17 protein-coding genes are annotated in these 26,922 nt (G+C 41.9%); 7 read left to right on the forward strand and 10 right to left on the reverse strand.

Translation table 11 applies throughout. The annotated features are described in order from the left end of the window. Positions 1 to 74: 74 nt before the first annotated feature. Positions 75 to 1,349: a sugar MFS transporter gene (locus L3V43_RS08150; protein ID WP_010605507.1), complete on the reverse strand. Its 1,275-nt coding sequence runs from the start codon at positions 1,347 to 1,349 to the stop codon at positions 75 to 77. A 131-nt stretch (positions 1,350 to 1,480) separates the two neighbouring features. Between L3V43_RS08150 and L3V43_RS08155 the strand changes: the two genes are divergently transcribed. Continuing rightward, entirely contained in the window at positions 1,481 to 2,662 is a 1,182-nt protein-coding gene (locus tag L3V43_RS08155) for an AGE family epimerase/isomerase (protein WP_102058120.1), read from the forward strand. Between the two features lies 1 nt (position 2,663). Then, the gene (locus tag L3V43_RS08160; protein ID WP_102058121.1) at positions 2,664 to 3,617 is read left to right on the forward strand and encodes a carbohydrate kinase; all 954 of its coding nucleotides are present in this window, start codon (positions 2,664 to 2,666) and stop codon (positions 3,615 to 3,617) included. 62 nt (positions 3,618 to 3,679) lie between these two features. Here the strand turns inward: L3V43_RS08160 and L3V43_RS08165 are convergent, their stop codons facing one another. Beyond that, positions 3,680 to 4,174: a YcgN family cysteine cluster protein gene (locus L3V43_RS08165; RefSeq protein WP_237116252.1), complete on the reverse strand. Its 495-nt coding sequence runs from the start codon at positions 4,172 to 4,174 to the stop codon at positions 3,680 to 3,682. Between the two features lie 242 nt (positions 4,175 to 4,416). On the opposite strand from L3V43_RS08165, the gene L3V43_RS08170 reads away from it, so the two are divergent. Next, entirely contained in the window at positions 4,417 to 6,153 is a 1,737-nt protein-coding gene (locus L3V43_RS08170) for a diguanylate cyclase (protein ID WP_237116251.1), read from the forward strand. Positions 6,154 to 6,399: 246 nt separating this feature from the next. Here the strand turns inward: L3V43_RS08170 and L3V43_RS08175 are convergent, their stop codons facing one another. Further along, positions 6,400 to 8,310 carry a sensor histidine kinase gene (locus L3V43_RS08175; RefSeq protein WP_237116250.1) on the reverse strand — a complete coding sequence of 637 codons (1,911 nt, stop codon included), beginning with the start codon at positions 8,308 to 8,310 and terminating at the stop codon, positions 6,400 to 6,402. A 329-nt stretch (positions 8,311 to 8,639) separates the two neighbouring features. Here L3V43_RS08175 and L3V43_RS08180 point away from each other — a divergent pair, with 329 nt between their 5' ends. Together L3V43_RS08180 and L3V43_RS08185 are read left to right on the forward strand one after the other, a co-directional pair. Next, on the forward strand, positions 8,640 to 9,779 hold the full coding sequence (locus L3V43_RS08180; protein ID WP_102058125.1) for a Na/Pi symporter: 1,140 nt from the start codon (positions 8,640 to 8,642) through the stop codon (positions 9,777 to 9,779). Positions 9,780 to 9,915: 136 nt separating this feature from the next. Continuing rightward, the gene (locus tag L3V43_RS08185) at positions 9,916 to 10,395 is read left to right on the forward strand and encodes a hypothetical protein (RefSeq protein ID WP_102058126.1); all 480 of its coding nucleotides are present in this window, start codon (positions 9,916 to 9,918) and stop codon (positions 10,393 to 10,395) included. A 3-nt stretch (positions 10,396 to 10,398) separates the two neighbouring features. Here the strand turns inward: L3V43_RS08185 and L3V43_RS08190 are convergent, their stop codons facing one another. The 6 genes from L3V43_RS08190 to L3V43_RS08215 form a co-directional block, all read right to left on the reverse strand. After that, positions 10,399 to 11,562 carry an anhydro-N-acetylmuramic acid kinase gene (locus tag L3V43_RS08190; RefSeq protein ID WP_237116249.1) on the reverse strand — a complete coding sequence of 388 codons (1,164 nt, stop codon included), beginning with the start codon at positions 11,560 to 11,562 and terminating at the stop codon, positions 10,399 to 10,401. Then, positions 11,563 to 13,497, reverse strand: a complete 1,935-nt coding sequence (locus L3V43_RS08195; RefSeq protein ID WP_237116248.1) for a RecQ family ATP-dependent DNA helicase — start codon at positions 13,495 to 13,497, stop codon at positions 11,563 to 11,565. Next, positions 13,494 to 14,255 (reverse strand): transporter substrate-binding domain-containing protein, encoded by a 762-nt coding sequence (locus tag L3V43_RS08200; RefSeq protein ID WP_237116247.1) that lies wholly within the window; start codon positions 14,253 to 14,255, stop codon positions 13,494 to 13,496. Before L3V43_RS08200 ends, L3V43_RS08195 begins: the two co-directional genes overlap by 4 nt. Before the next feature lie 166 nt (positions 14,256 to 14,421). Next, positions 14,422 to 16,890 (reverse strand): glycosyl hydrolase family 18 protein, encoded by a 2,469-nt coding sequence (locus tag L3V43_RS08205; protein WP_102058130.1) that lies wholly within the window; start codon positions 16,888 to 16,890, stop codon positions 14,422 to 14,424. A gap of 52 nt (positions 16,891 to 16,942) precedes the next feature. Further along, positions 16,943 to 18,370: a lytic polysaccharide monooxygenase gene (locus L3V43_RS08210; protein WP_095726509.1), complete on the reverse strand. Its 1,428-nt coding sequence runs from the start codon at positions 18,368 to 18,370 to the stop codon at positions 16,943 to 16,945. A gap of 46 nt (positions 18,371 to 18,416) precedes the next feature. After that, positions 18,417 to 21,530: a glycosyl hydrolase family 18 protein gene (locus L3V43_RS08215; RefSeq protein ID WP_237116246.1), complete on the reverse strand. Its 3,114-nt coding sequence runs from the start codon at positions 21,528 to 21,530 to the stop codon at positions 18,417 to 18,419. Positions 21,531 to 21,934: 404 nt separating this feature from the next. Between L3V43_RS08215 and L3V43_RS08220 the strand changes: the two genes are divergently transcribed. Continuing rightward, positions 21,935 to 23,257, forward strand: a complete 1,323-nt coding sequence (locus tag L3V43_RS08220; RefSeq protein ID WP_235367187.1) for an HD domain-containing phosphohydrolase — start codon at positions 21,935 to 21,937, stop codon at positions 23,255 to 23,257. Between the two features lie 275 nt (positions 23,258 to 23,532). On the opposite strand, the gene L3V43_RS08225 is transcribed toward L3V43_RS08220, so the two are convergent. After that, positions 23,533 to 26,571: an FAD-binding and (Fe-S)-binding domain-containing protein gene (locus tag L3V43_RS08225; protein ID WP_237116245.1), complete on the reverse strand. Its 3,039-nt coding sequence runs from the start codon at positions 26,569 to 26,571 to the stop codon at positions 23,533 to 23,535. Positions 26,572 to 26,710: 139 nt separating this feature from the next. Between L3V43_RS08225 and L3V43_RS08230 the strand changes: the two genes are divergently transcribed. Further along, the gene (locus tag L3V43_RS08230) at positions 26,711 to 26,917 is read left to right on the forward strand and encodes a PGPGW domain-containing protein (protein WP_010605524.1); all 207 of its coding nucleotides are present in this window, start codon (positions 26,711 to 26,713) and stop codon (positions 26,915 to 26,917) included. Positions 26,918 to 26,922 lie beyond the last annotated feature (5 nt).

Here is a 26,922-nt window from a genome sequence, read left to right on the forward strand (position 1 = left end):
ATTCAATACTCTGCGACGAAAAAATTATGCAATAAAAAAGGCGAGCTATGCTCGCCTTGTAAACTTTCGTTAACTTAATTCAGTTTTGCTTGCCACTTTTGCGACAGCTTAACCACGTTTAATCCGTACCATGCGATGTAGACATAACAAAGCAATGGCACAATAAAGCTGATCTGAATATGGAATTTATCCGCAACCACACCTTGAATGAGCGGCACAATAGCACCACCGACAATGGCTAAACACAGCCAGCCAGAACCTTTACTAGTTAGTGAGCTCAAGCCTTCAATTGCCATTGAGAAGATTGTCGGAAACATAATGGAGTTAAACAAGCCAATCGCGAGTACGGCAATCATCGCAATGTTGCCACTGGTACTCATGGTCAATGCCAGTAATAAAATAATAACGACAGCGTTGAAAGCCACTGCTTTTGAAGGTGCAATGGTCTTTAAGGCAGCAGAGCCGATAAAGCGCCCTACCATAGCACCACCCCAGTAGTACCCGATAAGTTTTGCTGCAGCGTGCTCTTCAAGTCCTGCGATTTCAGGTTCTGCAAAGTAATTTACAAGGAAACTCCCAATCGCAACTTCTGCACCGACATAGCAGAAAATAGCTACTACACCCATTACTAAGTGTGGGGCTTCAATTAGGTTATGGTGTTTCGCTTTACAATCGACGGCTTCAGTATGCTCAGCAATAATGGGTAACTTTAAAAACGCGAATACAACGGCGATTGTTAGTAGCGCAGCTGCCAAAATAAGATAAGGTACCTTTACCCCCTCTGCGCTTGCCGCAGCTTCAACGGTTAGCGTACCGGCTGAACCAAACAATAAAAAGCCACCCACGATAGGACCAATAGTGGTACCCAGTGAATTAAGCGCTTGCGCAAGGTTTAAACGACTTGACGCAGTGCGAGGATGCCCGAGTGCTGCTACATAAGGATTCGCTGATACTTGCAAAACAGTGATGCCAGATGCAAGCACAAAAAGCGCTGAGAGAAAAATCCAATATTCGTGAACAACAACGGCGGGATAAAACATGATGCAGCCAATGGATGCCACGATTAAGCCCGTTAGTACGCCATTTTTATAGCCAAAGCGTTTAACTAAATACCCAGCAGGTAAAGAAATAATAAAGTAGGCACTAAAAAAGCAAAACTGGATCAGCATTGCTTCGGTGTAGTTAAGGTCAAATACGCCTTTTAGACGTGGGATGAGGACATCGTTTAAAACGGTAATAAATCCCCAAAGGAAAAAAAGCGTTGTCATTGCAATAAGCGGAAGTCGATAATTATTATTCTCGGTATTCCCGCTTGTGACGAAGGTTTGATTTGTATTTATTTCGCTCACAAGTGATACTCCAATCTGTTTTCACCTTGATTCTACACACTGTTACATGAAAATCACAAATGTTTTGTTGGATCGTTCCATGTTTTATCTGCTAAAGTAACGGAAATGTTCAGCAGTAGGTTAAAAGTTAGATGAATTTTAGAACAACGCAATTTTTAGAAGCACACATTAAAAAGACGCTCAGCTTTTACGCACCAAATTGCGTGGATGAACGTGGTGGCTTTAATCACTTCTTCAAGGATAATGGCGAGATTTATGATGCGAACACGCGTCACTTAGTATCAAGTACCCGTTTTGTCTTTAACTATGCTATGGCTTATGACTATTTTAAAGAGCCAGCTGACTTAGATAAGGTTAAGCATGGTATCGAATATTTAGAAACTGTCCATAGGCAGGAAAATGGCGGCTATGCGTGGTTGCTTGAAGGCGAAAATGTTGTAGATGGCACTAACCATTGTTACGGGCTCGCCTTTGTTTTATTGGCTCATGCCTGTGCGTTGAAGGTTGGGTTATCAGACAGCAAGTCTGCAATTGAGCGAGTATGGCAGCTGTTAGAAGAGAAATACTTTGAGCCTGATTTTGGACTCTATAAAGACGAATTCGATGCAGACTTTAATCAGGCAGATAAGTACCGAGGTCAAAATGCCAATATGCATACCTGCGAAGCGCTAATAGCTTGCTTTGAAGCAACGCAGGATGAAAAGTTTTTACAGCGTGCATATATGCTTGCCGACAATATGGTAAATCGTCAAGCCGCTAAGGCAGAAGGGCTGATTTGGGAGCACTATGATAGTCAATGGCAAGTCGACCTTGAGTATAACAAAGGCGATCCCAAACACTTATTCAGGCCTTGGGGATTTCAGCCCGGTCATCAAACTGAGTGGTCAAAATTATTATTGTTGATTAACCGCTACATGCCAAAGTCATGGCTTGTGGAAAAAGCCGCGCACTTGTTTGATGAGTCATTAAAAGCTGCTTGGGATAGTGAATTTGGCGGAATTTGCTACGGCTTTGCGCCGGATAAGTCGATTTGTGATGATGATAAGTACTTTTGGGTTCAGGCTGAGTCATTCGCTGCGGCTGCGCTACTAGCACTTGAAACCGGTGATGAAAAATATTGGCAGTGGTACGACAGAATTTGGCAATATGCTTGGGATAACTTCGTCGACCATGAATACGGTGCTTGGTATCGTATTTTGAATAACAAGAACGAAAAGTACAGCGATGAAAAAAGCCCGGCGGGCAAGACCGATTATCACACTATGGGCGCGTGTTACGAAGTCCTGCGTTCAATGAAGTTAAAAGGCGAATAACATGGCACTTGTTTGTTTTGGTGAGGCGTTGATTGATTTTTTATCGGATGGCAAAACACCAGAATCATTTACTAAATATGCAGGCGGCGCGCCTGCAAACGTGGCAGTAGCTGCGGCAAAGCAAGGCGTTGATGCGTATTTTTGCGGCATGTTAGGCAATGACATGTTCGGCCAGTTTTTAGCTGAAGAGCTACAGGCTAATGGCGTAAATACCCGGTACCTTGAGTATACAGATAAAGCCAAAACGGCATTGGCATTTGTCTCTTTAGATAAACAAGGTGAAAGAAGCTTTAGTTTTTATCGGCCACCAGCGGCGGATTTGTTGTTCAGGCAAACACATTTTTCTGAGGATATGTTTACAGAGCATTCTGTATTACATATATGCAGTAACAGTCTTACTGAAGAGAATATCTATAAAACCACGGTTTATGCGCTTGAGCGTGCACGAGCAAACAACATGCTTGTTAGTTTTGATATGAACCTGAGGTTGAACCTATGGAGTTCGACAGCGCATATTCTTGATAGAATTTGGCATTGTATCGCACTAAGTGATGTCGTTAAACTCTCACGCGAAGAATTGGAATACCTGAACGCGAATAGTCATGTGGGTAAAACCGAAGCGCAAACCATAGCCGCAATTATGGATAAGCAAACTCAATTGTTATTAATAACCGACGGCGCAAACCCCGTTGAGATTTATCTACAAAATGATAGTGCTAAAGTCGCTGCGCCAAATGTTGTCGCGGTGGATACCACGGCTGCGGGAGATGCGTTTGTAGGGGGGTTACTTGCTGAGATCATTCGAAAGTTTAAACCTACCCGAGATACTGAGTTTGCCATCACACTAAATGAAGCAAAAGGCTTAGTCGCATATGCTGCAAAATGTGGTGCGTTCGCCGTTCAACACTACGGTGCATTTGCCGCTTTGCCGTCTAAAGGTGATATTGGCGAATAGTAGTCTTTTTTCTAGGATAGATGCATGCTCTACAGCAAAACATTTATCCTAGTCCCTGTTTTTTACTCGCAGTCTTTGTGGGGCCACTCTACTATATGCGCTTCAAAATCAGATTCTAAATCTACTTCCAGTTCTGAGGTTGCCTTACCAAAAATACTGATCCCCGCATCTATCATGGCTTGTTTGGAACCATTATTTCTAAGAGGATGCCAGCTTGCCAGTCCCCTGCCCTCATGAAGTCGTCGATAACTACAACTGTTTGGCATAAAAAAGATATCTTTGAGGTTTTCTTTGGTTAGCTGTACGCAAGACGGAACTAGAACTTGCCTTTCGCTGTAGCGGCTACAACCACAGCTATTTTTATCGTTATATTGGCAAACAACATCAGTGTAGAGTAACTCTTCACCTTCGCGTAAAAAGTCGGTGCTTTCAAATGATTCATCTTCCTCATCGCTGTCGATAAAAGAGTGTAAACAGCATTTGCCACAGCCATCACAAATCGCTTCCCACTCATCTCTAGTCATTTCTTCGAGTGCTTTTTCTTGCCAAAAGCTCATTACTTTGCCCCTTCATTACGCTTTTTTGCATCATATTTGATTTGTGATGTTGGAATCGATCACATCAAACAAGCGGCGCATTCTATAGGATAGTTGAACGTAATTCAAAATTGGCGAACTATTTATGGCTGACTATGATTAAAGTACTATTTTTATTTCATAATCTTTGGCGAGAGCGCTATTTGTCTGCGATTATGGAATGTAGCGAGGGTGGTTGATTGAGGCAAAGGTACGTCTTTTTATTGTTTGTACTCCTGTTGTCTCTGTGTAGTCAAGTGGTAGCTGCTGGCAAAGAGACGTTGCAACTAGAGTACGTGGCTTCAAATGCTAAAATTGTCGACGTCATAAATAACTCAAGTATCCATTGGCAAACTACCGATGATAAAGTGTTGAACTTAGGTTATTCCAACCTAAGTTACTGGGTACGTACGTCGTTAAATATTGACGAAAAAGAAGGGCCTTATTTACTTGAGATTGCCTATCCGGTGCTGGATCAACTTGATGTTTACATGCTACAAGAAGGCAATATATTTGTTCATCAGCAATTAGGAGATAAACAACCTTTCGTTGACCGCCCTTTTGCGCATGAACATTTTATTATACCACTCCCAAACGGCACGCATGGTAAGGTAGCACTATACATTAAAGTACGCTCATCCAGTGCGCTGCAACTTCCCGTGGTACTTTGGACAAACCATGACTTTTTGATAAACGACCAAGTTTTTCGTATCGTGATGGGGATCTACTTTGGTTTGATGGGGATAATGGCAGCTTATAATGTGCTCCTCTATTTTACCATTCGCGAATCCACATTATTTTACTATGTTTTATACGTTATTTGTTTAGCGCTATTTTCTGCTTGTTTGTCAGGTTTTGCCTTTCGATATCTTTGGCCAAATAGTCTTTGGTGGAACGATCAAGCAATCTTGTTCTTTCTTATCAGTTCGGTGTTAACCGGCACTTACTTTGTTATGACATTGCTCGAGATTGGTATTTCGGACAAGTGGCTTTATCTAGGTTGTCGCTTAATTTTGGGATTAGGGCTGGTACTCTTATTTTCTTCTGTGTTTTTTGACTATGCAGTGATGATAAAACTTACCATAGCGTATGCCGTATCAGCTTGTATCTGGGGCGTATTCTGCCGTATTTTACGTTTGGCTGGGAAAAGCCGCTTAGCGACATACTATTCGATTGCTTGGAGCTCAGTGCTCATTGGCGGGATCATTCTTGCGCTAAATAAATTAGATTTAATCAGCCAAACTTGGTTTACCGAAAATGCGCTATTAATAGGTACTGCCATTGAGGTGGCCTGTTTATCGATAGCAATAGGTGAAAAACTCAATACCGAGAAAAACAAGCGTTTTCAAGCGCAATTAACGGCATTCAATGAAATCCAAAAAGTAAACTCTCAATTAGAGAAGACTGTCGCCATCCGAACTCAAGCGCTACAGGAAGCTAACGATAGACTGGAGCTTGCGAGTCGCACCGATGCGCTTACTGGTGTTGCCAATAGGCGAGCGCTAGACGAAGCCTTGCATAGTGAATGCTTAAGAGCAAAGCGTTTTGAACACGCTCTTAGTGTTATTATGATCGATATCGATTTTTTTAAGCAGGTTAACGATACCTATGGTCACGAAGCGGGAGACGATTGTCTGATTCACATCGGACGTATACTTTCCAATTGTGCTACGAGAGCGGGAGACTTTGTCGCACGGTATGGCGGCGAAGAGTTTTGTATTGTACTTGCACAAACCGATAGCTCGCAGGCTTTTGACCTTGCAGAGAAGATCAGAATGACATGTGAGACTAGCCCTTTGATAAGCGAAAGCTATTGTATAGAGATGACATTAAGTGCAGGATTACATACTCAGACTAAGCCACCATACAGCGGTAAAGAATTGCTCGCCTCGGCAGATCAGGCACTTTATTTTGCTAAGCGTAATGGTCGTAATCAAGTGGCAATCTCAGGTGAGCCGTAAATTTGGTATTCGGCTGTAAATGAATTAGCTAAGTCACCATAGAAAAGGATATAAAATGAAGACACTTTACAGAATCGCTATTTTATTGGCGCTCCTCATTGGGGCAATAGCTGCTTATAGCTATAGCAGCCACACTGGGATGTTCATTTTTGTGATATTGGGTGTGGCACTTGAAATTGCATTTTGGCTTAAGTTAATACCGCGACGAAATAATAAAACGTGAGCGCGAAAACATACTGTTGTATATCAACTAAAAGCAGGCACTTTAGTTAACGGAAGCTTGATCTCCATGTTCAACCCGCCTAATAGGCTATTAAAGGATTCAATTTGTCCACTGTGAGCTTCTACCACTTTTTTGCACATCGCAAGGCCCATACCCTTGGATTTTCCCGAATTGGTTCTTGCTGATTGTGATTTGTAAAGCGGGTCAAATAGCTGTTGGTGCGCCTCATAGGATAGCGGAGTGCCAGAGTCTTCAATGCGAATGATTAGATTGCTGTCGACGCTAAAGAAACTCATCTTTACTTGGACCTTATCTCCTCCATGCTTAATCGCATTACCTAAGATCTCAAGGACGCAGTTAGTTATCGCATCTAGATCGATGGTTATCTTTTCTGTACCAGATATTTGATAGTTAACTTCTAATTGCTCCTTATTATCCTTAAATAAACCAGCGGCCTGAGTATGTACTTGATTTACCAGCTTGCAGATCGTGAAGTCTCTTAGATTAAGCATAGTTGCTAACTTTTCATTGTCAGTGACCAGCATCAATTGATTAATAAAGTGATTTAACTCGTCAATTTTATCCATGAGCTTGCCGTAGCTTTCCTGAACATTCTCTACAATATTGTATTGTAGAGATTCAACTTGTACCTTCATCACCGTTAGGGGGGTGCGCAGCTCATGGGAGAGATCGGTAAATAAACGTTGTTCTTTCTTTTCTAATGCCTGCTGATTTTGACGGTTGAACTGCTTTTCTGTTTGTACTGTATTCGAGAGTGCATTCACCTGAGTTTGTAGCGTTGATAGCAGATTATTTTGGGCTGACTTATTTTGTTGCGCAAGTGCCAGCGTAAATAACATGACCTCAATTAAGTAGCCAAATTTAATCGCGCTTGATATATGATGAACGTTGATAAAACCCGCATACATTGTCCCACCGATAGCAATGAAATTTACAAAAATGACATGGTTTAGCAGGCTGAGGGAAAAAGTTACAGAACCAGGAGCACTCTGTTTCAAAGACCAATAGCTGGTATAAAGAAATAGCGGGATGATACTCAAGCTTAATACTAGATTGTAGTGAACCGATTTTGAATAGATTGCCACTGGGATAAGTAGTAGGTAAGCCGCTAAAAATCCATTATATAAAAGATGTAAGGTTTCGTTTCGATGCTTTAATTGCAGAAATTGCTTGACGAAAAGAAGGTGAAACACTGGTACAAAAGTCATCAAACAAGCTGAAAATAAGGTGGCAAATTTGCCTTGTGAAGGCCAAAAATATTGAAATGTGAACCCTGACATATCCAACACAATAAGCAAAAACAATAGCGTCCAAAGACAATAGTAAGCGTTGGTCGCATTGGCATTAAAGTAGAAGTTAACCAATACAATAACAAACACGGCTGCTATGATCCCGCTTAGTGCAGCATTGGTCACCGTACTGGTAAGAACATTACTGTTTAGCTCATTATCATTTATTAACCTAAGGTCAGCGGGGGCATTCGCAAAAGTCTGATAGCGGACAATAAGACTTGCCCCTGCTAAGTGTTCTTTTGATATTGGTAGATATAATTGCGGTGCTTCTACTTCCCTAATATTAAACGCGGTATTCAGGGTGTGCTGCGTTAAAAATGAGACCTCGCCGTTGTTAATCAAAGCAACACTTAGCCAAGGCAATCTGGCAAAGCCAAATGCGATGTAATTTCTGTCCTCGGATATAAGCATATTTGGGGTGATCAACGCCCACTGATAAGGCTCATTCTTTAGCTCAGGCACTTGGCTTGAAAGTACCTCTGCAATAGATTGGCTTTCGCGCTCATTTATGCCAAGCGTTGAAGATAATTGCGTAGCATCGACTTCTCCAAAGTGGATTGTTAATGGTTCACTTACTCTATGCTCGGCACTAGGCGTAAAGTCAACTGCACCAGCCGCCATAGAAAAAAGCATAAAAATTAACGAGAAAAGTCTTAACATAGTGATATAAGGCACAATAATTATAGCTAAATCCTACTTTTAAATAGTGAAGCAAATGTGGATCAAATTTGGAGAAGTAAACAAATGTAAATGCAATCACATAACTAATAATCAGTAAAAACAGCATATTACTACTATTAGTTACCACTGTTTCAAAAAATGCGATGAGAAAATGAGCATACGTGTCGAGTTACATAAAACTGAAATATAACTGTAACAATTGGGTGGTTAAATGCGCGGCTGAAATAAAAGTGTAATGAATGAACATTACTTACTCTAAGAGCGAAACTATGGTTAATCAATCTCAGACTTCAGCATCAGCTAAACTTTTTAACTGGCTGTCAATCGTATTACTTGTTTACTTAGTCTTAGTCGCAGTTGGCACTGTGAGTGGCGGTTTTAAGTTGGCCTCAGGTGGAAGTGAAGGGGCGAAGGAAATCTTCGCATTCGCAACCAATCCAATCGTCGCCCTACTCTTAGGGGCTTTGGCAACTGCATTGGTGCAGTCCTCATCAACGGTGACTTCTGTTATTGTTGGCCTCGTTGCTGGTGGATTACCTATTAGTATCGCAATTCCTATGGTAATGGGCGCAAATATTGGTACTACTATTACCAACACGCTCGTTTCTATCGGCCACATTCGTAGTAAAGAAGAGTTTAGAAGAGCGTTTGCCGCATCCACCGTACATGACTTCTTTAATTTATTAGCCGTTGCTATTTTCCTGCCTTTGGAAATCATGTTTGGCATGTTAGAGAAACTTGCGTCAGGACTTGCCCATGTATTTGTTGGTGATGCTGACTTATCGTTAAAAAGTTACAACTTTATCAAACCACTAGTGAAACCAGCGGTTAGCGTGGTAAAAGATGGTGTTAGCTTTTTAGATTCTACAGCTGCAGGTATTGCCATGGTTGTTATCGGTATCATGATGATCCTGTTCGCTGTGACTTACTTAGGTAAATTACTCAAAAAGGCGTTAGTAGGTAAAGCGAAAGAATTATTACACAGTGCGATAGGCAGAGGCCCTGTTGTAGGTATAAGCTCAGGCGCGGTAGTTACGGTGATGGTACAATCGTCGTCGACAACAACAAGCTTGATGATCCCACTCGCTGGCAGCGGCGTATTTACCACTCGTCAGATATATCCGTTCACTCTAGGTGCAAATATCGGCACTACAATTACCGCTTTGTTAGCGGCAACATCTATCACTGGTCCTGCAGCAGAAGTCGCATTAACGATTGCACTTGTACATGTAATGTTTAACGTTTTTGCGGTAGCACTTATTTACGGTTTACCACTACTGAGAGAAATCCCGCTTCGTCTAGCTGAGAAGTTAGCGGAGATTGGTGCGCAGAATAAACCAGCAGCTTTGGCTTACGTATTAGGTTCATTCTTTGTGTTTCCGGGAATCATTATGCTCGCAGTACGATAAATAAAACGAACAAAGAATGCATTTAAAGCTCGGTATTGCCGAGCTTTGACTTTTTTAGCCTTTGGTTGATAAGTCATAATTCTGTAATCTAGCTTTGAGACAATTAACATTGTCTTGTAAATAACGAAAGAAAGTAATGAGTAGCAAACCTGGTATTTTTAGTTTTAATGCAGCACAGATCACAAGTTCTATGAGGGGACAGTACCGTGCTGTTCAACCCTATGAGAAACTTAGTCTGCAACCAGGTGAGCAAGGACTTTCTTTGGTGATAGAGTTGCCAATGGATGCGCGTATTGATGACCGAGTTAACGTTGTACTAACAAAGCACGGCGAGCGAAATGCGAAGTGCGAGGTCTCTTTGGTGGTTGATCCGGAGTCGTATCTCACTAAGATTGTCGAAATTAAAGTAAAGCAATCGCTTGATGCTGGTCCTTATTTTATGCAATTGAACTTGGTAGGACTCCACGACTACCTAAAAAACGCGGCTGAGTTTGATATCATTTTGAATGAGCGAATTATCGTAAGCGAACCAGCATCTGAAGCGGTTACAACTCAGACTACTGGCTTCAAACGTATTTTTAACTCGGCGGTCAGCGCTGTATTATCCGTTTTTTAGCGACTATGTTGGTAATGAAATCTTACCCATAGAAAAAGGCAGCGCATCGCTACCACCTGATACGGTTTCATTCGCAAGTAGCGCAAATAAAGCGGCCTCTTTGGCATCAGGGTTGATACCCAGTTGTGAGAAATCCTTGATTAAAACACGGTTATTCAAATGGCTTTCAATTCGCGCCATTAAAAACACATTATGAATTCCACCTCCGCTAACATATAGCTCTAATTCAGTTGTACCAAGCTCGTTCACCGCATTTGCGACAGCGATAGCTGTAAATTCGGTCAGTGTCGTGATGATATCTTCATGATTATAATCTTTTCCATCCAGCGCATGATGCACGAAGGCTTGATTAAATAACTCTTGTCCAGTTGATTTTGGAAGTTGCTTATCAAAGAATTCGTGTGACAGTAATGCTTCGAGAAAAGGCAATTGAATTTTTCCACTTGACGCAATCTCACCATTTTCATCGAATGGTAGCCCTAATACGTGGCGACAATATTGGTCTACTAATGTGTTTCCTGGACCGATGTCACTACTCATACTCTGCGCTAGTGCACAATTTTTTGGTAAATAAGTAAGGTTTGAAATACCGCCAATATTGAGCAAAACCCTATCGATACTTGTGTCCGAATATAACAAATAGTCACCATATTGCACGAGAGGGGCTCCTTCATATCCTTTGGCTATATGCTTTTGTCTAAAGTCTGCGATGGTGATGATGTTCGTTTTTGCCGCAATAATATCGCCGTCAACGATCTGTAATGTGCTATTTAATTTTTCAACGTCTGCAAAAGATTGTTTTGGACAATGGTAAAGTGTTTGTCCATGACTCGCTATTAAATCAACAGTGTCGGCTGCAACTTGCCATTCTTTCAAAGCATTATTGATTAGACTTGCGTACAACTCGCCTAGCCACGCATTTAATTGACATAATGTTTTAAGATTTACCTGAGATCTAGATGCGTGATCACTGAGAAGCTGCTTTTGCGAAGGGTTGTATTCTATTGTGGTAAATTGTTCGACCGTTAGCTCTGTACTTTTCCCTGCACCTTCAATTTTACATAACGCAATATCTAATCCATCCAATGACGTACCGCTCATTAGTCCGAGTATATATTTGGTCTTTTTTTCCGCGATCGTGGCGAGTTTAATAATATCTGTTTTCATTTATAATGCGCGCTCCATAATCAATGCTTTTGCCTTTTCATACTTTACGCCGGATAAACTGCCAAATCCTTCAAGTTGTCTGAATTTATATTTAGTAAAATAGGGGCAATTTAAGCCTAGTAAAAACAACGCTTTGAGGTGAGTAGAAAAAATAACGCCGCGTTGCGATGCAAATTGCGAAGCGTCTCTTAAAGTATTTCGTGTTGTTTCAATATCTAGTTCGTGGCTCTCCTGTGCGTTGACGATCAGTTGCTTACCGCAGCAGACTCCGCAATGGCCACATTGCTCTGGTGCGTGCATATCGCCGAAGTAGCTGGCGAGCGCTTTGTGATAGCATGAAGTCAGTTGGAAAAATTTGAGTAAATGCCTTAGCCGTGCAAGTTCGCCTTGCTCTTTAATTTGTGATTGCTGATAGAAAGACTCAACCAGTTCATTAATGTTAACTTGTTGGATAGGCTTTGAATAAACCGACGTATATTTAGCGACTTTTACGTCAATCAGTTGTTGGTTTTGCAAATACTCAACGACTTCTTGGGCTTTAGCCTGTGGGATGTTTTGCTCGCTTAATGCTTGATGTGAAAGTAATCCCCATTTCTTTTTGAATTCAAAACACGAGAATAGCTGAGTCAAAAACAGTTGCCGCTCAGGCGAGTACTTGGCTAATATTTTATCTTTGTCTTGGGTGAATGCGATGCTTAGCTCCTCAAAATAGCTGTAGTTTACTTGTAAGTATCCTTGCAGTTCGAGCTGGACAATAAGTGTTTTTAGCACCAATTGATTAATATTGGTTTTATAGGCGAGATCGTATTCATTTAGATGATAATCTGTAGCTGGATCACCGAAAAGTTCATCAAAAAGCAGCGTTAATGACTCTCGCTCTAATGCACTGGCATAAACGAAGTTCTCTAATGTGGCAATTTTTTCATTATTAATTAAAGCAACGCAATGTGCATTCTCGCCATCTCTGCCTGCCCTACCCACTTCTTGGCTATATCCCTCTATAGATTTTGGCATATCATAATGTAGTACCCAGCGAACATCGGGTTTGTCTACACCCATACCAAATGCAATGGTAGCTACAACGATAAGATTTTCTTTCCCTAGAAAGTCAGCTTGAATTTGGGCCTTTTTCTCGCTCTGCAATGATGCATGAAAAGCTTCTGCAGGAAAGCCGCAAGCCGTTATCATTTTTGCTACTTCTTCTGCTTGCTTTTGCTGCGTGACATAAACGATACCAGCGCCTTTTGCCTTTTTTAAGAAGGCGAGTAAATATTCGTCTTTTTGAGATTCGCTAATATGCGCCGCACTTAAGAATAGATTCTTCCGGTAAAAGCCCGTTCTAATGATATTTTGATCGGATACATCGAATTTAACCGCCATATCGCGTGCAACTTTATTTGTTGCTGTCGCGGTGAGTAATAGCACTTGGTTGATACCAAGTTCATGTCGATATTTGGCCACTTTTAGGTAATCTGGCCTGAAATTATGTCCCCACTCAGAAATACAATGCGCCTCATCAATGACAAGAAAAGAGATATTGCTTTGTGATAACAAGGTACGTGCTTTTTGGCTATTAAGCCGCTCGACTGATATAAAGAGAACTTTAAGGGCATTATCTCGCACCGCATTTTCTATGCGCAACGTTTCCTCTTTGCTTTGAGTACTATCAAGACAAGCAGTTGCAACTCCTTTACTTTGTAGGTAATCTCGTTGCTCGTGCATTAGTGCCAATAGTGGTGAAACGACTAAGCATATCCCTTGCTTCAATATTGCTGGTAACTGATAACACAACGACTTGCCTGCACCAGTTGCAAAAATAGCGATTGCACTTTGACCTTGCAGTATAGATTCAATGACTTCCGATTGCCCCGGGCGAAGTGTCGTATGTCCAAATGTACTTTGTAGTGTTTGAAAGAGTTGCTGCTGTTGAGTCATCCTGAATCTTTTCTATATTTTTCTGAGATATTCGCTATTGTGCCATTTAAACTGGTGATTGCTTCATTAACGCGCTCAATGTCACTACGCTTAAATGCATGACGTCCAAGCATAAAATGTATAGCGTTATCGTTAACTACATAAGGGTGTAGCTGAATGCTTTGGTAGCCTAGCTTGTTGATATAGTAGTAGCCTGCGTCCTCATCTTCAATCAGAAAATCGACGCGGTTTTTAGCCACCATTTCTATTCGCCGGTCTAAGCTCGCGATTTCAAACAAACGCCTGTCGTACCAATCGATTTTTTTTATTTGTTTCACTTCCTCACCGTAGTAGGCTCCGGGATTGGCCGTGAATGTATAGCCTGCAGAAAACAACTCGATTAAGTTGCTATCGAGATCTATTTCCTTGTTAGCGAACAAGCGCATTTTTTCACGCCGATATGGCGAGGAGAAGTAAGCGATTTTTGCTCTATCGACGCTAAAACTTGCCGATGGCAGGACATCAATTAAGCCCTTTTCAAGCTCAGTGATCCCACGAGCCGATGAAGGAAGTTGAATGAACTCGATACAAAACCCTGCTCGTTCAAAAACTGCTCTAGTGATATCTACGTCTATGCCGTAAGGACGAGTGCCATACATAACAAAAGGCGGCCAGCTAGAGCCAATGCCGATTTTTAGGGATGACTGATCCGCGCAGTCGGACGCGTAGCTTTTTGGAAAAACTAACACGAATAATAAAACGGATAGACGAATAAGCACTGCCAGAACTTATGACTCTTTTATGAAGTTCATTATGTCATTATGAAAGACCAAGCAGAAAAAGAAAGAAGAAATTGGTGATAAAAGCCAGATAATGGGTAACTTTATGTTTATGTGAATAAAAAATGAGCTTGACTGGCAAGCTCATTAATTGGGGATGGTTAGATTAGTTAGTTACTGCCTTCCATACATCAGCGGTTCCAGGTTCTTCACCTTGAGTCCACCATTTTGCTTCAAAGACATTGCCGTTATGAATTACTCGGTCGCCACCGACATATACTGTAGAGCGATCCCAAGTCGGGTATTGGGCGCCACCGTCTTTAATCGTAACATTAAATGTTGTATCAACAGCGTTCACCCCGTCTGATACGGTAACAGTTACTGGGACGGTTGTGTCGGCAGTGACATTTGCAGCAGTAATAGTCGCTGAGCTACCATTTGCTACTACGCTCAGCTCGGCTGGTGCACTCCAGCTATAGCTAAGCGCTGCGCCTTCAGGGTCAGTTGCTGACACATTGACAGTAGCCGAGGCCCCTTCATTAACCGAAATATCTGAAACCGGTGTAACAACAGGCGCTGCATTTGCACCTTCTGGGTTTACAACAACAACGATTGTTTTGGTTGTTGATAACGCGCCGTCATCGACCGTTACAGTCAAGTCGTAGCTTGTCTGTTGATTGACTGAAGGAGCGGTTACAGCGACAGCTGCGGTGTTGTTAGCAGATAAAGCCAAACCAGGCGCAGCAACCCATGAATAGGTTAATGGATCATTGTCTAAATCGCTTGCTTGCGCATCGACATTCACAACCTGACCTGAGGTCACATTGATTGGTCCAGAAACTCCGATAGAAGGGGCACGATTAGGGATCTCACCTGCTGTAAGGCCATCATACATTGCATTTAGAATGTCGCCATTATCAGCGTCAATTTCCCAACCAAATAAACCAGCCAGTTGATGAGTGTTTGCATACTGACCTTTTGCGATAACGCTGCGTGGGCTATCGTAAGTGATGAGTTTACCGTTACTTCTGTTCCAAACATATGCTGCTTGTGCTTGCTCATCGTAGCCTACTTCATAACCATTAACACCTGAACCACCTTGGCCTACAGCGTTTGCTGCAATAGCCTTGTAATCCATAATGCCAGGCTCCCAAACGCCTTCACTTGTAGAACCAGTCAACGGGCCATTGCCCGGCGCCGTCATCGGATTACCTGGGATTGTGGCATTTGCATCTAGCACTCCTTCCCAGCCGCGGCCGTACATTGCAACGCCCATAACGAGCTTAGAGGGCTGCACACCTTGTTGAAGTAACAATTGAATTGCATGGTCGCCAGTATATGCCGGGCCTTTACGTGGCACTCCATTGTCGTCAACGCCTGTACCGTTACATTCGTCTGTGCTGAGATGAGAGCCACAGTAGATACCGGTTTGATGACCCGTTTCATTGTTCCAAGCGCCATAGAAGTCATAGGTCATCGCAAAGATATAATCCATATACTGCTGAGCTGCTTGGTAATCTACATCTTCAATCTTGTCATAACCTGCACCTATTGCAGAAGTGAGTTCATATTGGCGTCCGGTTTCAGCTTCTAACTCATCTAGCATTGCACGCAGCTCTTGCATTAGCGCCACATAGGCTGGACCGTCGTTAATTGGGTCGCCTAAGTCTGGGTTTGGACCATCACCACCCGGGAATTCCCAGTCGATATCTACACCGTCATAAAACTTCCACGTTTTAAGGAATTGTTTTACAGACGCGACGAAAGTGTCGCGGTTTGCTTTATTTGTAAAGCCATGGAATGGATCAGATAGCGTCCAACCACCCACTGAAGGCAGAATTTTAAGGTCCGGATAACGTTGCTTTAGCGCCATTAATTGAGAATAAACACCGCGAATAGGATCTTTTGCATCCACCCCTGGCATAGATTTTTGCACTGCAGCCCAAGGGTCGTGAATGACGACTTCATAATCTTGAGAGTCAGCACATGCAGTTTGAAGCGCTCTCCAACTATTACCATTTTCGATGGATTTTAGCGACTCGTTAGGTCCGCAAATCGGAATAAAGCCATATAAAATGTGCGATAGGTTATGAGCTGGGATCTTAGTTACGTCGTAATTACGGCCATATATGCCCCATTCGACGAAATATGCACCGGTTACACGGCCTGGTATTGTACCGTTATTACGGTTGTTCGGATCTACATTCATAGGAAGTGGCGCTAGATGTGCACCGTCAGTGTCGGCAATGACGATTTCTTTCCCTGCGCTTCTTGCACATACGGTACCTTCACACAGTTCTAAATAAAGCTGATGGCGACCCGATTTAGTGTAGGGGAATTGTACTACTCCGCTTTTAGTACCAGCTGCAAGCGTACCTTGGTTTACGAGTAGATCATCAAAATATACTTTATAGTTGTCACCGCCAGAGCCACTCCAAGCATTCCATTTGATGCTAATATCGACAACATCTTTGGCTTTTACCAGTTGCTTGTAAGAGCCTAGGCCATCAACATTAACTTCAACGAATGAATACTGTTGTGGCTGCCAATCTAATGTTGGTGTAGAAGGGGCTGCAAGTGCCCCGCCACTCAGTAAGGCAAGTCCTATATAGCTGGTTATTTTATTAAGTTTCATATCTTCAACCTTATTGTAGTTACATGTTGTACCCAATTAATTTGGGTTTTCTTTAAATTGCTTTCCAAACATCGGATGCGCCGGGCTCTTCTCCCTGCGTCCACCACTTGGCTTCATACACTTTCTGTTGATGCGTTACTCTGTCGCCTGCGACATAGGTAGTTGTACTATTCCAAGCTGGGTATTGGTTATTGGTGCTATCTTGAACGGTAATTGAGAAACTTACGGTAGTGCTTGCTTTGCCATCGGTGACATTAAGTTCAGCCTGAAAGGTTTGATCAGCCGTCACTTCAGGTGTTGAGATGGAAATCGTGTCACCTTCGCCACTAAAGCTAAGCGGTGCAGGAATACTCCAAATGAATGTCAGTGGGTCATTTTGGTCGTCAAACGCATGAGCATGCACTGTCGCTTGGCTATTTTCTGCGATGCTTTGGTTAGAAATTGGATTCACCGTAGGAGCGGTGTTGTCACCCCCTTTTACAACGCTAAGATTGCTGGTGTAAGCGGCATGTGGCAAAAATACTTCGTTTGCTAATAAGGCGTTTGCATCAAACGCAATTGAACCATCCGGTTGCTTAACACCAATGTTGACCTTATTTCCGTAATTGCTATTAAGATAAAGAGCCAACTCAGCTTGCCATGTTGATGCATTAGTGGAGGTTACATTCAAGTTATGGCTAATTAATTCATTCCCAGATTGGTCAAACGTCCTAAACCACACGCTATCACCGGCTTTAGCATCTTGCCCTTGCTTTAAGAAATAGCCGCTGCTCACCCATTCTGGTGGCGTGCCTGTTGAGGTTATTGTGATATCAGAGCAATTGTAAAATCCCTCTCCTGCGACATCAAACCGCTGCCAACGGGTATATAAAACTGCATCGCCCTCACGGCCTTGCGGTATATCTATTTCCATTTTATAGAAGCGTTTACCTTCTGGATCCACAACGAAATCAATATTGCCAAATTCATTAATAAGCTCTAAATCATTCCAAGTCAGAGGAGATGTATCGCCATCGTAGTTTGGCTTTGACAGGAAAAACTGCCAAAAACTGGGATTATGAGGTGTTGTCGCCCTAAAGCTAATGGCAAGTTTATTTTGAGCGTTTGGCTCTACAACTGTACGCTGCCAGTGTGGTGAGACAACACTCATGCCACTTTTGTTTGGGTCACCAGCTGAGCAAAGCGTACCATTGGGGATATTCGCTTTTACTGCCTCTAGGTTATTGTAGTCAGCGGTATTGGTCGAAAATTCATGCTCTTGCACAAACTGAAAATGGCCTGAGTCTAGAAAAGCTGCTCGACACGCTAAATTTGGGATATTTGAGCCATCATCCGGCCACCAATAACCTCCTTGCGCTTGGCAGATCGCTTGTCTTGCTTTGGGAAAGTCCATAAAACCATGAGCTGAAACTGCGCTTGAAAGCAAAACTGAGGTTGCGCCCAAAAGACCAAGCGCATATTTACGGTGTAAACTATTCATGCTTATTCGCCTTTTATAAAGGGGAGCAAAGCTCCCCATTTATTATTTACAAGTTGCAAACCTTGGTATAGTCGCTGCTGACTGATGGTTGCTTATTGCTCCACCATTTCGCTTCATATACCGCGTTTCCTTCAACAATTAAATCACCTTGAGCTGCATGTGTGCCCTGTGGCAAGTTCGGGTAAACCACAATTTGACTGATAGGTGTACCTTTACAGCTAGTTACCGGATCTGTAGGCCCTGTACCAGGTGTTGCGATTGGTAGGTCGGTATATTCGCTGGTAAATGCATAGCGATTACCGTCTTTCTCAACCACAAAGTTAACAGGACCAGAAATCGGCATGTAGTACATGACTTGGGCATTGATGGTTTCGCCAGGAGCAAAAGACTTAGGCGTTCCACCCCACTCGTTCACAAGCGTGATTGAGAATCGATGGAATTCGTTTTCGAAGCCGCCAATATTATTTCCAGCAGCATTTGAGCCATTTACGTCAACTGCCATGCCAAGTTTTTCTTGCGCATTCCAGTTAGATTTGAAAATGGCCGAAGTCGCAACAGGAACATCAAATGAAATTTTCGCGCCACTCAAATCTATCGCTGAGTTATTGGTAAAGGCAAAAGTTGGTGCTATTGGATAGTTAGCATCTCCAGCTGGGAAATCTTTAGCAACGAATGTGACATCAACCGCCGAAGCTGGTTTTACAAAAGTCTTATTTCCTTGTTTAACAGAGTATGGTGTGCCATTTTGGTTAAACTTGTTGTAGGCTAAGCTTGTTAGCGATGAACCCATGAAATATTCATTTTTGCTTACATCATAATCGAAGTCACCAGCAAGCTCCCAGAACATGATACCGCCTAGCTCTTGGTTGATGACATAGTCGACTTTGGCGGCCATTGACTCTTCATCTTCAATGGATAAGAAAACATTTTTGGTAGCGTTCCAGAGCCAAGGAGCAACCGCTACTGAATCATAGTGGCGCGTGTAGCTGCCATTAATTTGATGCTCAGGGTTATTAACTGGATCTAGTCCATAATCACTTAGGTAACTACCTAACACGCCATTTTGAAGGTTTTTAACATGCCAAAGTGGGTTCGAACCTGCCGGTACTTCTAAGCCAACGTCGTTCTTGTCGTGCCACAAGTTATCAATACCTACAGCACCATTACCGCATTTATTCTTTTCACCGCTACCAGTTCCCGGAGGACAATCTGCTTGGTTAGGTAATGCAGCCTGCCCCCAAAGGCCATTTGTACCGCCTGTTACATCTCTAAAACCGCGAGTATAATAAGGAATACCAATGTTGATGCGTCCTGCAGAGACCGAGCCTCTGAAATATTTGACCGCCCAATCGGTATTAAGGTAACCAATTCCTTCAAACTCTTTGGTGCCATATACATTCCATTGTTTAAGCTCTGAATCTTCGCCAGTGTCGAATAGCGATGCGTTATGACCAACGTGCTGGTTCCACGCTCCGTGTAAGTCATAAGACATGATATTGACGTAATCTAGATACTTGGTGACCTGGAATGTCTCCATACCACGTAGAAGGTAACCAGAAGATGGTGATGCAATCGTCAATAGATAGTGTGTATTGTCTTGTTGGCCAGCTTGGTCTAATGCTTCTCTTAGCTTTTTCATCAACACTTGATAAGAAGCATTCAATGCTGCTCGACGCGGGTTTGATATCGCAAAATCATCCGGGTGACCAGAGTCATTCATAGAAGATGGATATTCATAGTCGATATCGACACCATCAAAGTTGTATTTACGGATAAATTCAACTGAACTTGCTACAAACGCATCAATACCAGCGTGATTCACGCTGCCATCTGCATTGGTCGTCATTGTATAGAAACCGCCGCTGGCAACTCGCTTACCTGTTTCGTCAAAGTAGCCACCAGTTTCTGCCCAACCGCCGACTGAGATCAAGGTTTTAACATCAGGATGCTGTTTCTTAAATTTGTTCAGCAAGTTAAAGTGACCGGTATAAGGAAGAGACGGATCCATCTCTGCACCAGCAACCCCAGGCCAAGTCATGTTCGTCGCTGCATTGTTAGGAGCTGTTGGATTGCCTATTGACACCTTGTTATTGGCATCAACGTGCGCGAAAGCGTAATTGATGTGGGTGATCTTATCCCAAGGAATATCATCAACTAGATAGCTCGGTTGACCATTCTTACCCGTTCTCCAACTAGTAAAGTAACCGATGACGCGTCTAGGGTGATCAGTGCCCATTTTCTCGCGGCCATTCTCGTCGTAAATATCACAGTAGTTAGGCGATGTGTTAGGGGTCTGATATAGGCCATGTGGAACACAGTTGTTTACAACTGGTGGTGTTTCAACCACATTTGCGTTGAGTATGCTCTCTGCTGTCGCACCGGTATTGTCTTCAACAATAAGTTTTAAAGTTACGGCGCCCAGTTGCGTTGGTGTCCAAGTATGCTGAGCTGGTGCTGTTGCACTTTCAAATGCGACTTGGTCGTTAATAAGCAGTGTTAGTTTTGCTATTGAGCCGTCGGGATCTGAACCATCAAGAACGATGTCTACAGGCTGATTAATAACCAGATTATTACCTCCGCCTAACGAAAGGTTTGCTGTAGGTAACTGATTTCCAGCCGTATTAACGATGATATTTGTTGTTAACGTGTTGGACTCTGCTTGCTTGTCATCTGTCGCAACTACTGAAATTGCGTGTGTTCCAGCGGTTGCTGACCAGTTAAATGAAAAATTATCACCTGTCGCTGTGGTATCAATACCAACTGACGTGCCATCTACAAAAAACTCTACCTGCGCTACTTGGCCATCACTATCTGTTGCATTTACAGAAATGGCAACGCTGTCATTTTCTTTAAAAGCGCTGCCATCAGCTGGCAGTAAGCTCTGTACTGTGGGTGGTGTGTTTGTGACAACGCTGTCACAGTCCCCCAATTTTTTCCAATCATCCCACTGACCCGAATGGGTAACCGGATCAGCCTGAGTCCACCATTTCGCTTCAAAAGCTTGTTGCGATTTTTGTACTTGAGCACCACCATTGTATGCCGAATTTTGTGACCATTCAGGTAAGCCATCACAATTATAAGCATATGAGTTAGCGCAGAAAATGGCTCCGAGGATCGAAGCCATTTGCGATAATTTAAGGGTCTTTACATGTTGTTTCATAGTTTGGTTCTCCAACCATTTATTGTATTTGGTTAACAATAACAACATAAACCTAACACATAAAATCAATATGGCAACAACATTTTTCTCCAGCCGATAACGTTAACGTAAGCGTAAATTGAACCGTGTTTTTCATCAAAATGTAACACTAAATGATTGATTCATATGCTTAGTTTTGGTTCGCTGACACATGGAAATGAAACTGTAATTATTTAATATTAAGCGATAGTTGCTAGCCACATCTCTAAATTTATTACAGTTACCAGTTTGTTTCTTATGCATATATTAAAAAGTTATTAATCAGGTTTAAGGGTAATATTAGACTTAAGGCGTATTTTAACGGTTTCTTGTCGTGGCTTCCTTTTTGAACTAAGTTTAAATTAATTCATTTAGGAGATTGAACTTTGGAATTTGCTGAGCTATCAACGACTTCAAATGAAGCGATACGAGTGCTTTGTCTCGATGATGAGACGAATGTGATACGGTCATTAAATCGCTTATTTCGTCAAAATGGAATACACGCAGAGCTCTGTAGTGATCCACAGACGGCCTTGGCGCTTGTCCGAGACTCCTCCTTTGAAGTTGTTATTAGTGATATGCGGATGCCTGAAATGGATGGCGCCACATTTTTGCATGAAGTAAAGCGTATTTGCCCAGATACACAACGGATATTACTCACAGGATACTCTGATCTTGCTTCAACAATTAAAGCCATTAATGAAAGTGGGATCCATGCATATATTCAAAAGCCTTGGGATAACGATATACTCGTACATACTGTGAGAGAATGTTCAGAGAAATACAGGTTAAAAAGCGTCAATAAGAGACTAAATGAAGAGATAGTACAAAAAAATGCGCAACTCACAGAGTTAAATGAAAACCTTGAAGGACTTGTACAAAAACGCACTGTGCAGATCCGCAAAGTGTTAAGTCAACTAGAGCAAGCTAATCAAAAAGAACGTAAAGAACATCGGGCTACCGTCGAGTTACTTTATAATTTTCTGAATGCAAATCCATTTATCGATGGTAAAAAAGCGAAGAGCATAGCCAAATTATGTAAAATTATAGCTAAGAAGCTAGAGCTCTCTAGTGAATTAGCTGAAACGGCTATGATGTCAGGGTATTTAGCAGAAGTAGGTTTACTTGCTATGGACCCAGAAATTTATAAATCGCCACCCAGAAAACTAAGCGAAGCCCAAAAGAAAATTTATTATACGCATCCTTCCATTGCACAGCTTATGTTGATGCCAGCGCAGCACTTATCTGACGTATCCGAGGCGATTTATCATCAGTTTGAAAAATTTAATGGCCAAGGGATCCCAAAAGGTCTTAAAGGTAAAGAAATTCCTTTAGGCTCACAGATACTTGCAGTCGCCCGAGATTATTATGACAATTTATACTGCGCTAACGGTTCTGATAAAGAGAAAGCCGATTTAGCGTTAGATCTTATCCGAACCTATAGAGGGAATTTCTACTCCCCAGAAGTCGTTGATATTTTAGAGACAGCAGTGAGTAACAACGAGCTAGGCCAAGAGCAAGTCGGTTCGGTTGATATATTGACAACTGAAAAACTCAAGCCAGGCATGACATTAGGTTTAGCGCTTCACAGTAATCAAGGTATTTTATTGCTACCAAAAGGTCATACCTTTTCTGATAAGTCGATAGATAAACTTAAACAGCTGGAAACACAACGGCCAATCCCCTTTCGAATTATGGTCAAGCGATAATAATAGCTTACCGACTTATCGACTTATCGGCGACTGCACTATCGAATACTCGTTTGCTGGTGTTGTGTAGATGATAGTAAATATAGCTTTTAAGCCTTTAATTGGATCAATGTTATTGAGCGGTCAAATTATACTGGCTCGAGAATAACTGACTTGTATTCGCGCAACACGCCACAAAGAACACATCATACTATAAAGTCAATTAGCTTAGTTTATCTTCAGCTAAAACTATTAATAAAAAAAGCCCAGCAAACTGGGCTCGTTCAACTACTAAACTAATCTAGTAGTTTATTAAGTGCTTGAAGCGGGTGTTTTGGTTTTTCTCCACTAAAGCGTTTAACCTGACACCGACAAGAGAAGCCAGTCACTAATATTTCATCTTGAGCTGCGTTATCAATATGATGCTGCCATGAGGATTCGTAGAGCGCTTTTGAGTTTTCCTGATTTTGCGCTTCGTGGCCATAAGTTCCCGCCATGCCACAACATCCTGTATTAACCGCTTCTAAATTAGAGTTCAACTTATTAAAAATACCTTGCCAAACATTTTTAGATTCAGGCATCGCTGTTGTTTCTGTACAGTGACTTATCAATGTAAATTTTGATGGACTGATTGTCGCAGCCGTTGGGATATCGACTGTTGCAAGCCATTCATGCGCTAATTGTACCTTAAAGTCTCCCCTGCTCTCTTTGAGAATATCATTATATTCATCGCGATAGCACATCACCAAAGAGGCATCGAGCCCAACTAAAGGTCTGTTATACTCACTGACAGTATTTAAAAACTCTGCGGCAGTCTTCGCGGTCGATTTAAATTCCTTTAAAAAGCCTTTAACGTGTTGTGGCTTACCGTTCGGTTTGAATGGTAACACGAGCGGATAAAACCCAAGCTTTGATATAACTTGCACAAAGTCCGATACTAGTTCTGCTTCATAGAAACTAGTAAACGGGTCTTGAACAACAAATACCACGCTTTGTTGTTCTTCATCGCTTAACATTTCAAAACTACGCTCTGAATAAAAGTGTTTGCTTGAAACTAATTTGCTAAGTTGCACCTTACTTAGCGATGGGGAGTCAATATACCCAATCAGCCGTTCAACAAAAAAGTTGGATATGCGATTACTTTGTAGAGCGTTAACTAAATTTGGAAACTTAGCCATGGTAGGCAGTGCTCGCTCAATATTCGCAACTAAGTAGTCTTTAAATGGACGATTGTAACGGCTGTAGTAAAAGTTTAAAAACTTAGCTCGAAACGTAGGAACATCCACTTTTATTGGGCAAGCCGTTGTGCATGCTTTACAGGCTAAACATTCATCCATTGATGCTTTAACTTCATGGGAAAAGTCATATTCGTTTTTCTTTCGGGTATTGAGAAAGCGCTCCCACCAAGTGGTATCATTTTCATGATTGATTAATTGCTTTTCTGCAGCAATCAAATCGACCCCTTTATTGCTTTGTAGTCGTAACCACTCTTTAAATAGCCCAGCGCGTCCTTTTGGAGAGTTTCTACGATCTTTGGTTACCTTGTACGATGGACACATTGGTGAGTTGTCATCATAGTTAAAGCAAAGTCCGTTACCATTACAATTGATTGGCGCTTCGTAGTTTACTTTTACTTCAGTTGGTATTGTACGGTCAAACCAAGCTCTTTTCTGTGCATCGACTGACACTAATTGATCGCTTGAACCCAGTGGTGTACAAATTTTTCCAGGATTTAGGCGATTGTTTTTATCAAACAAACTTTTAATTTTACGAAGTTCATTAAATAGTTGCTCACCGAAAAACTCGGGTCCATATTCACTTCGGTAACCTTTTCCATGCTCACCCCACATTAGTCCTCGGTATTTTGCAGTTAACGCTACGACTTTATCTGAGATCACACGTAGTAGTCTTTCCTGTTCGGGGTCGCACATATCAAGCGCAGGGCGCACGTGTAAAACACCGGCGTCAACATGACCAAACATGCCATAATCTAATTGGTAACTATCAAGCAACGCTCTAAACTCAATGATAAAATCAGCAAGGTTTTCAGGTGGAACGGCTGTATCTTCAGCAAAAGCAAGTGGCTTTTTATTACCCTTTGCGTTACCCAACAAGCCAACTGATTTTTTACGCATCGCATAGATCTTAAGGATATCCGCTTTATCATTAGTAAGTTGATAACCAATAACCCCCGCTTCTTTGTTCGCAATAAGCTGATCTAATCGTTGACATAAACTATCGACTTTAGACGAAATTTCATCTTCGGATTCACCATTAAACTCAACCATGTTAAGACCTTGCATCTCAACACCTTGTACATCTTGAATTAAGTCCGATACTGAATGCCAAATGATGTCCTCTTTGGCAAGACCTAGAACTTTACTGTCTACGGTTTCGACTGATGTAGCATTAGCGGAAACTAAGAAAGGACTGTTTCTAAGCGCTGATTCAAATGAGTCATATTTGATATTGATTAGGGTTTTATATGGCTGAATTGGCGTTAAATTAAGCTTTGCTTCGGTTACAACACCAAGCGAACCTTCAGAGCCTGTAATAATTCGAGACAAATCAAAAGTAGTTAGTGAATCGTCGAATACATTTTCGAGGTCATAACCGGTTAAAAAACGGTTTAGTCTTGGAAATTTTTCTAGTATAAGTGCTCGATTGCTTCGACAGATCTCGATGACATTCGCATAAATGTGAGAAGTCTTTGAGTTTTGCTCAGCTAGTAGCTCGGCTTTATCGATTGCTAACTTCGAGGTATTTAGTTCTGTTCCATCCACTAAAAAAGTTTTTAGCCCAAGAATATGATCGCTTGTTTTGCCATAAACGAGTGAACCTTGGCCCGACGCATCAGTATTTACCATACCACCTATTGTTGCTCGGTTACTGGTGGAAAGATCTGGAGAAAAGAAATAGCCGTAAGGTCTTAGAAAGTCATTAAGCTGATCTTTGATCACACCCGCCTGAACTCGAACCCAGCCTTCTTGTTCATTGATCTCAAGAATTTCTCTCATGTGTCTCGAGAGGTCAATCACGATACCGGGCGTAAGTGATTGACCATTCGTACCAGTTCCTCCGCCTCTAGGGCCAAAGGTGAGAGACAAAAATGGGTCTTGTTGGGCGATTTCAAGTGCAAGTTGTACGTCTCGATTTGTTCTAGGAAATAATACTGCTTGAGGGATTTCCTGATAGATACTATTGTCGGTTGACGTAACAAGACGAGTTGCATAACTCGTATCAATGTCCCCACTAAAACCTGCATCAGTTAGTTTACTTTGATAGAGGTTGATAAGTTCGTTTGCAGAATCCTGCTGACTAATATTTGCGATCATGACGGTATATTTTACTTGCTTTGAATTAATTGTATCACGAAGGATTAATGATCAACTTGAGAATTTTATGGTTTGTTACAATTGGAAATAGTTTATTTCACCACATACCTTATACTCATATTGTATAGGAGGAAATAACATGAAAATTATTTACGACCTTGCTGGTATTGTGTTTTGTATTCTAGCATTGATCTTCTTTGTTGTGCCCGGTCCATCGGTTATCTTTTTACTTGCGGCCTTGGTGTGTTTCTCGATGAATCATGAAGGCGCAAAGAAGCACCTAAAAAATGTGCAGCGTCTGTTTAAGCTTGGCTGCGAAAAGTTAGATAGGACATTTCAGAAATGAAATAG

Source organism: Pseudoalteromonas sp. L23 (assembly GCF_021728455.1).
Taxonomy (GTDB): domain Bacteria; phylum Pseudomonadota; class Gammaproteobacteria; order Enterobacterales; family Alteromonadaceae; genus Pseudoalteromonas.

Bases quoted from the DNA above. Each gene is read 5' to 3' on its own strand.
- L3V43_RS08195 (WP_237116248.1), bottom strand. From the start codon at position 13,497: ATGACTCAACAGCAGCAACTCTTTCAAACACTACAAAGTACATTTGGA.
- L3V43_RS08190 (WP_237116249.1), bottom strand. From the start codon at position 11,562: ATGAAAACAGATATTATTAAACTCGCCACGATCGCGGAAAAAAAGACC.
- L3V43_RS08155 (WP_102058120.1), top strand. From the start codon at position 1,481: ATGAATTTTAGAACAACGCAATTTTTAGAAGCACACATTAAAAAGACG.
- L3V43_RS08175 (WP_237116250.1), bottom strand. From the start codon at position 8,310: ATGGCGGCTGGTGCAGTTGACTTTACGCCTAGTGCCGAGCATAGAGTA.
- L3V43_RS08180 (WP_102058125.1), top strand. From the start codon at position 8,640: ATGGTTAATCAATCTCAGACTTCAGCATCAGCTAAACTTTTTAACTGG.
- L3V43_RS08165 (WP_237116252.1), bottom strand. From the start codon at position 4,174: ATGAGCTTTTGGCAAGAAAAAGCACTCGAAGAAATGACTAGAGATGAG.
- L3V43_RS08205 (WP_102058130.1), bottom strand. From the start codon at position 16,890: ATGAAACTTAATAAAATAACCAGCTATATAGGACTTGCCTTACTGAGT.
- L3V43_RS08230 (WP_010605524.1), top strand. From the start codon at position 26,711: ATGAAAATTATTTACGACCTTGCTGGTATTGTGTTTTGTATTCTAGCA.
- L3V43_RS08160 (WP_102058121.1), top strand. From the start codon at position 2,664: ATGGCACTTGTTTGTTTTGGTGAGGCGTTGATTGATTTTTTATCGGAT.
- L3V43_RS08210 (WP_095726509.1), bottom strand. From the start codon at position 18,370: ATGAATAGTTTACACCGTAAATATGCGCTTGGTCTTTTGGGCGCAACC.
- L3V43_RS08225 (WP_237116245.1), bottom strand. From the start codon at position 26,571: ATGATCGCAAATATTAGTCAGCAGGATTCTGCAAACGAACTTATCAAC.
- L3V43_RS08215 (WP_237116246.1), bottom strand. From the start codon at position 21,530: ATGAAACAACATGTAAAGACCCTTAAATTATCGCAAATGGCTTCGATC.
- L3V43_RS08185 (WP_102058126.1), top strand. From the start codon at position 9,916: ATGAGTAGCAAACCTGGTATTTTTAGTTTTAATGCAGCACAGATCACA.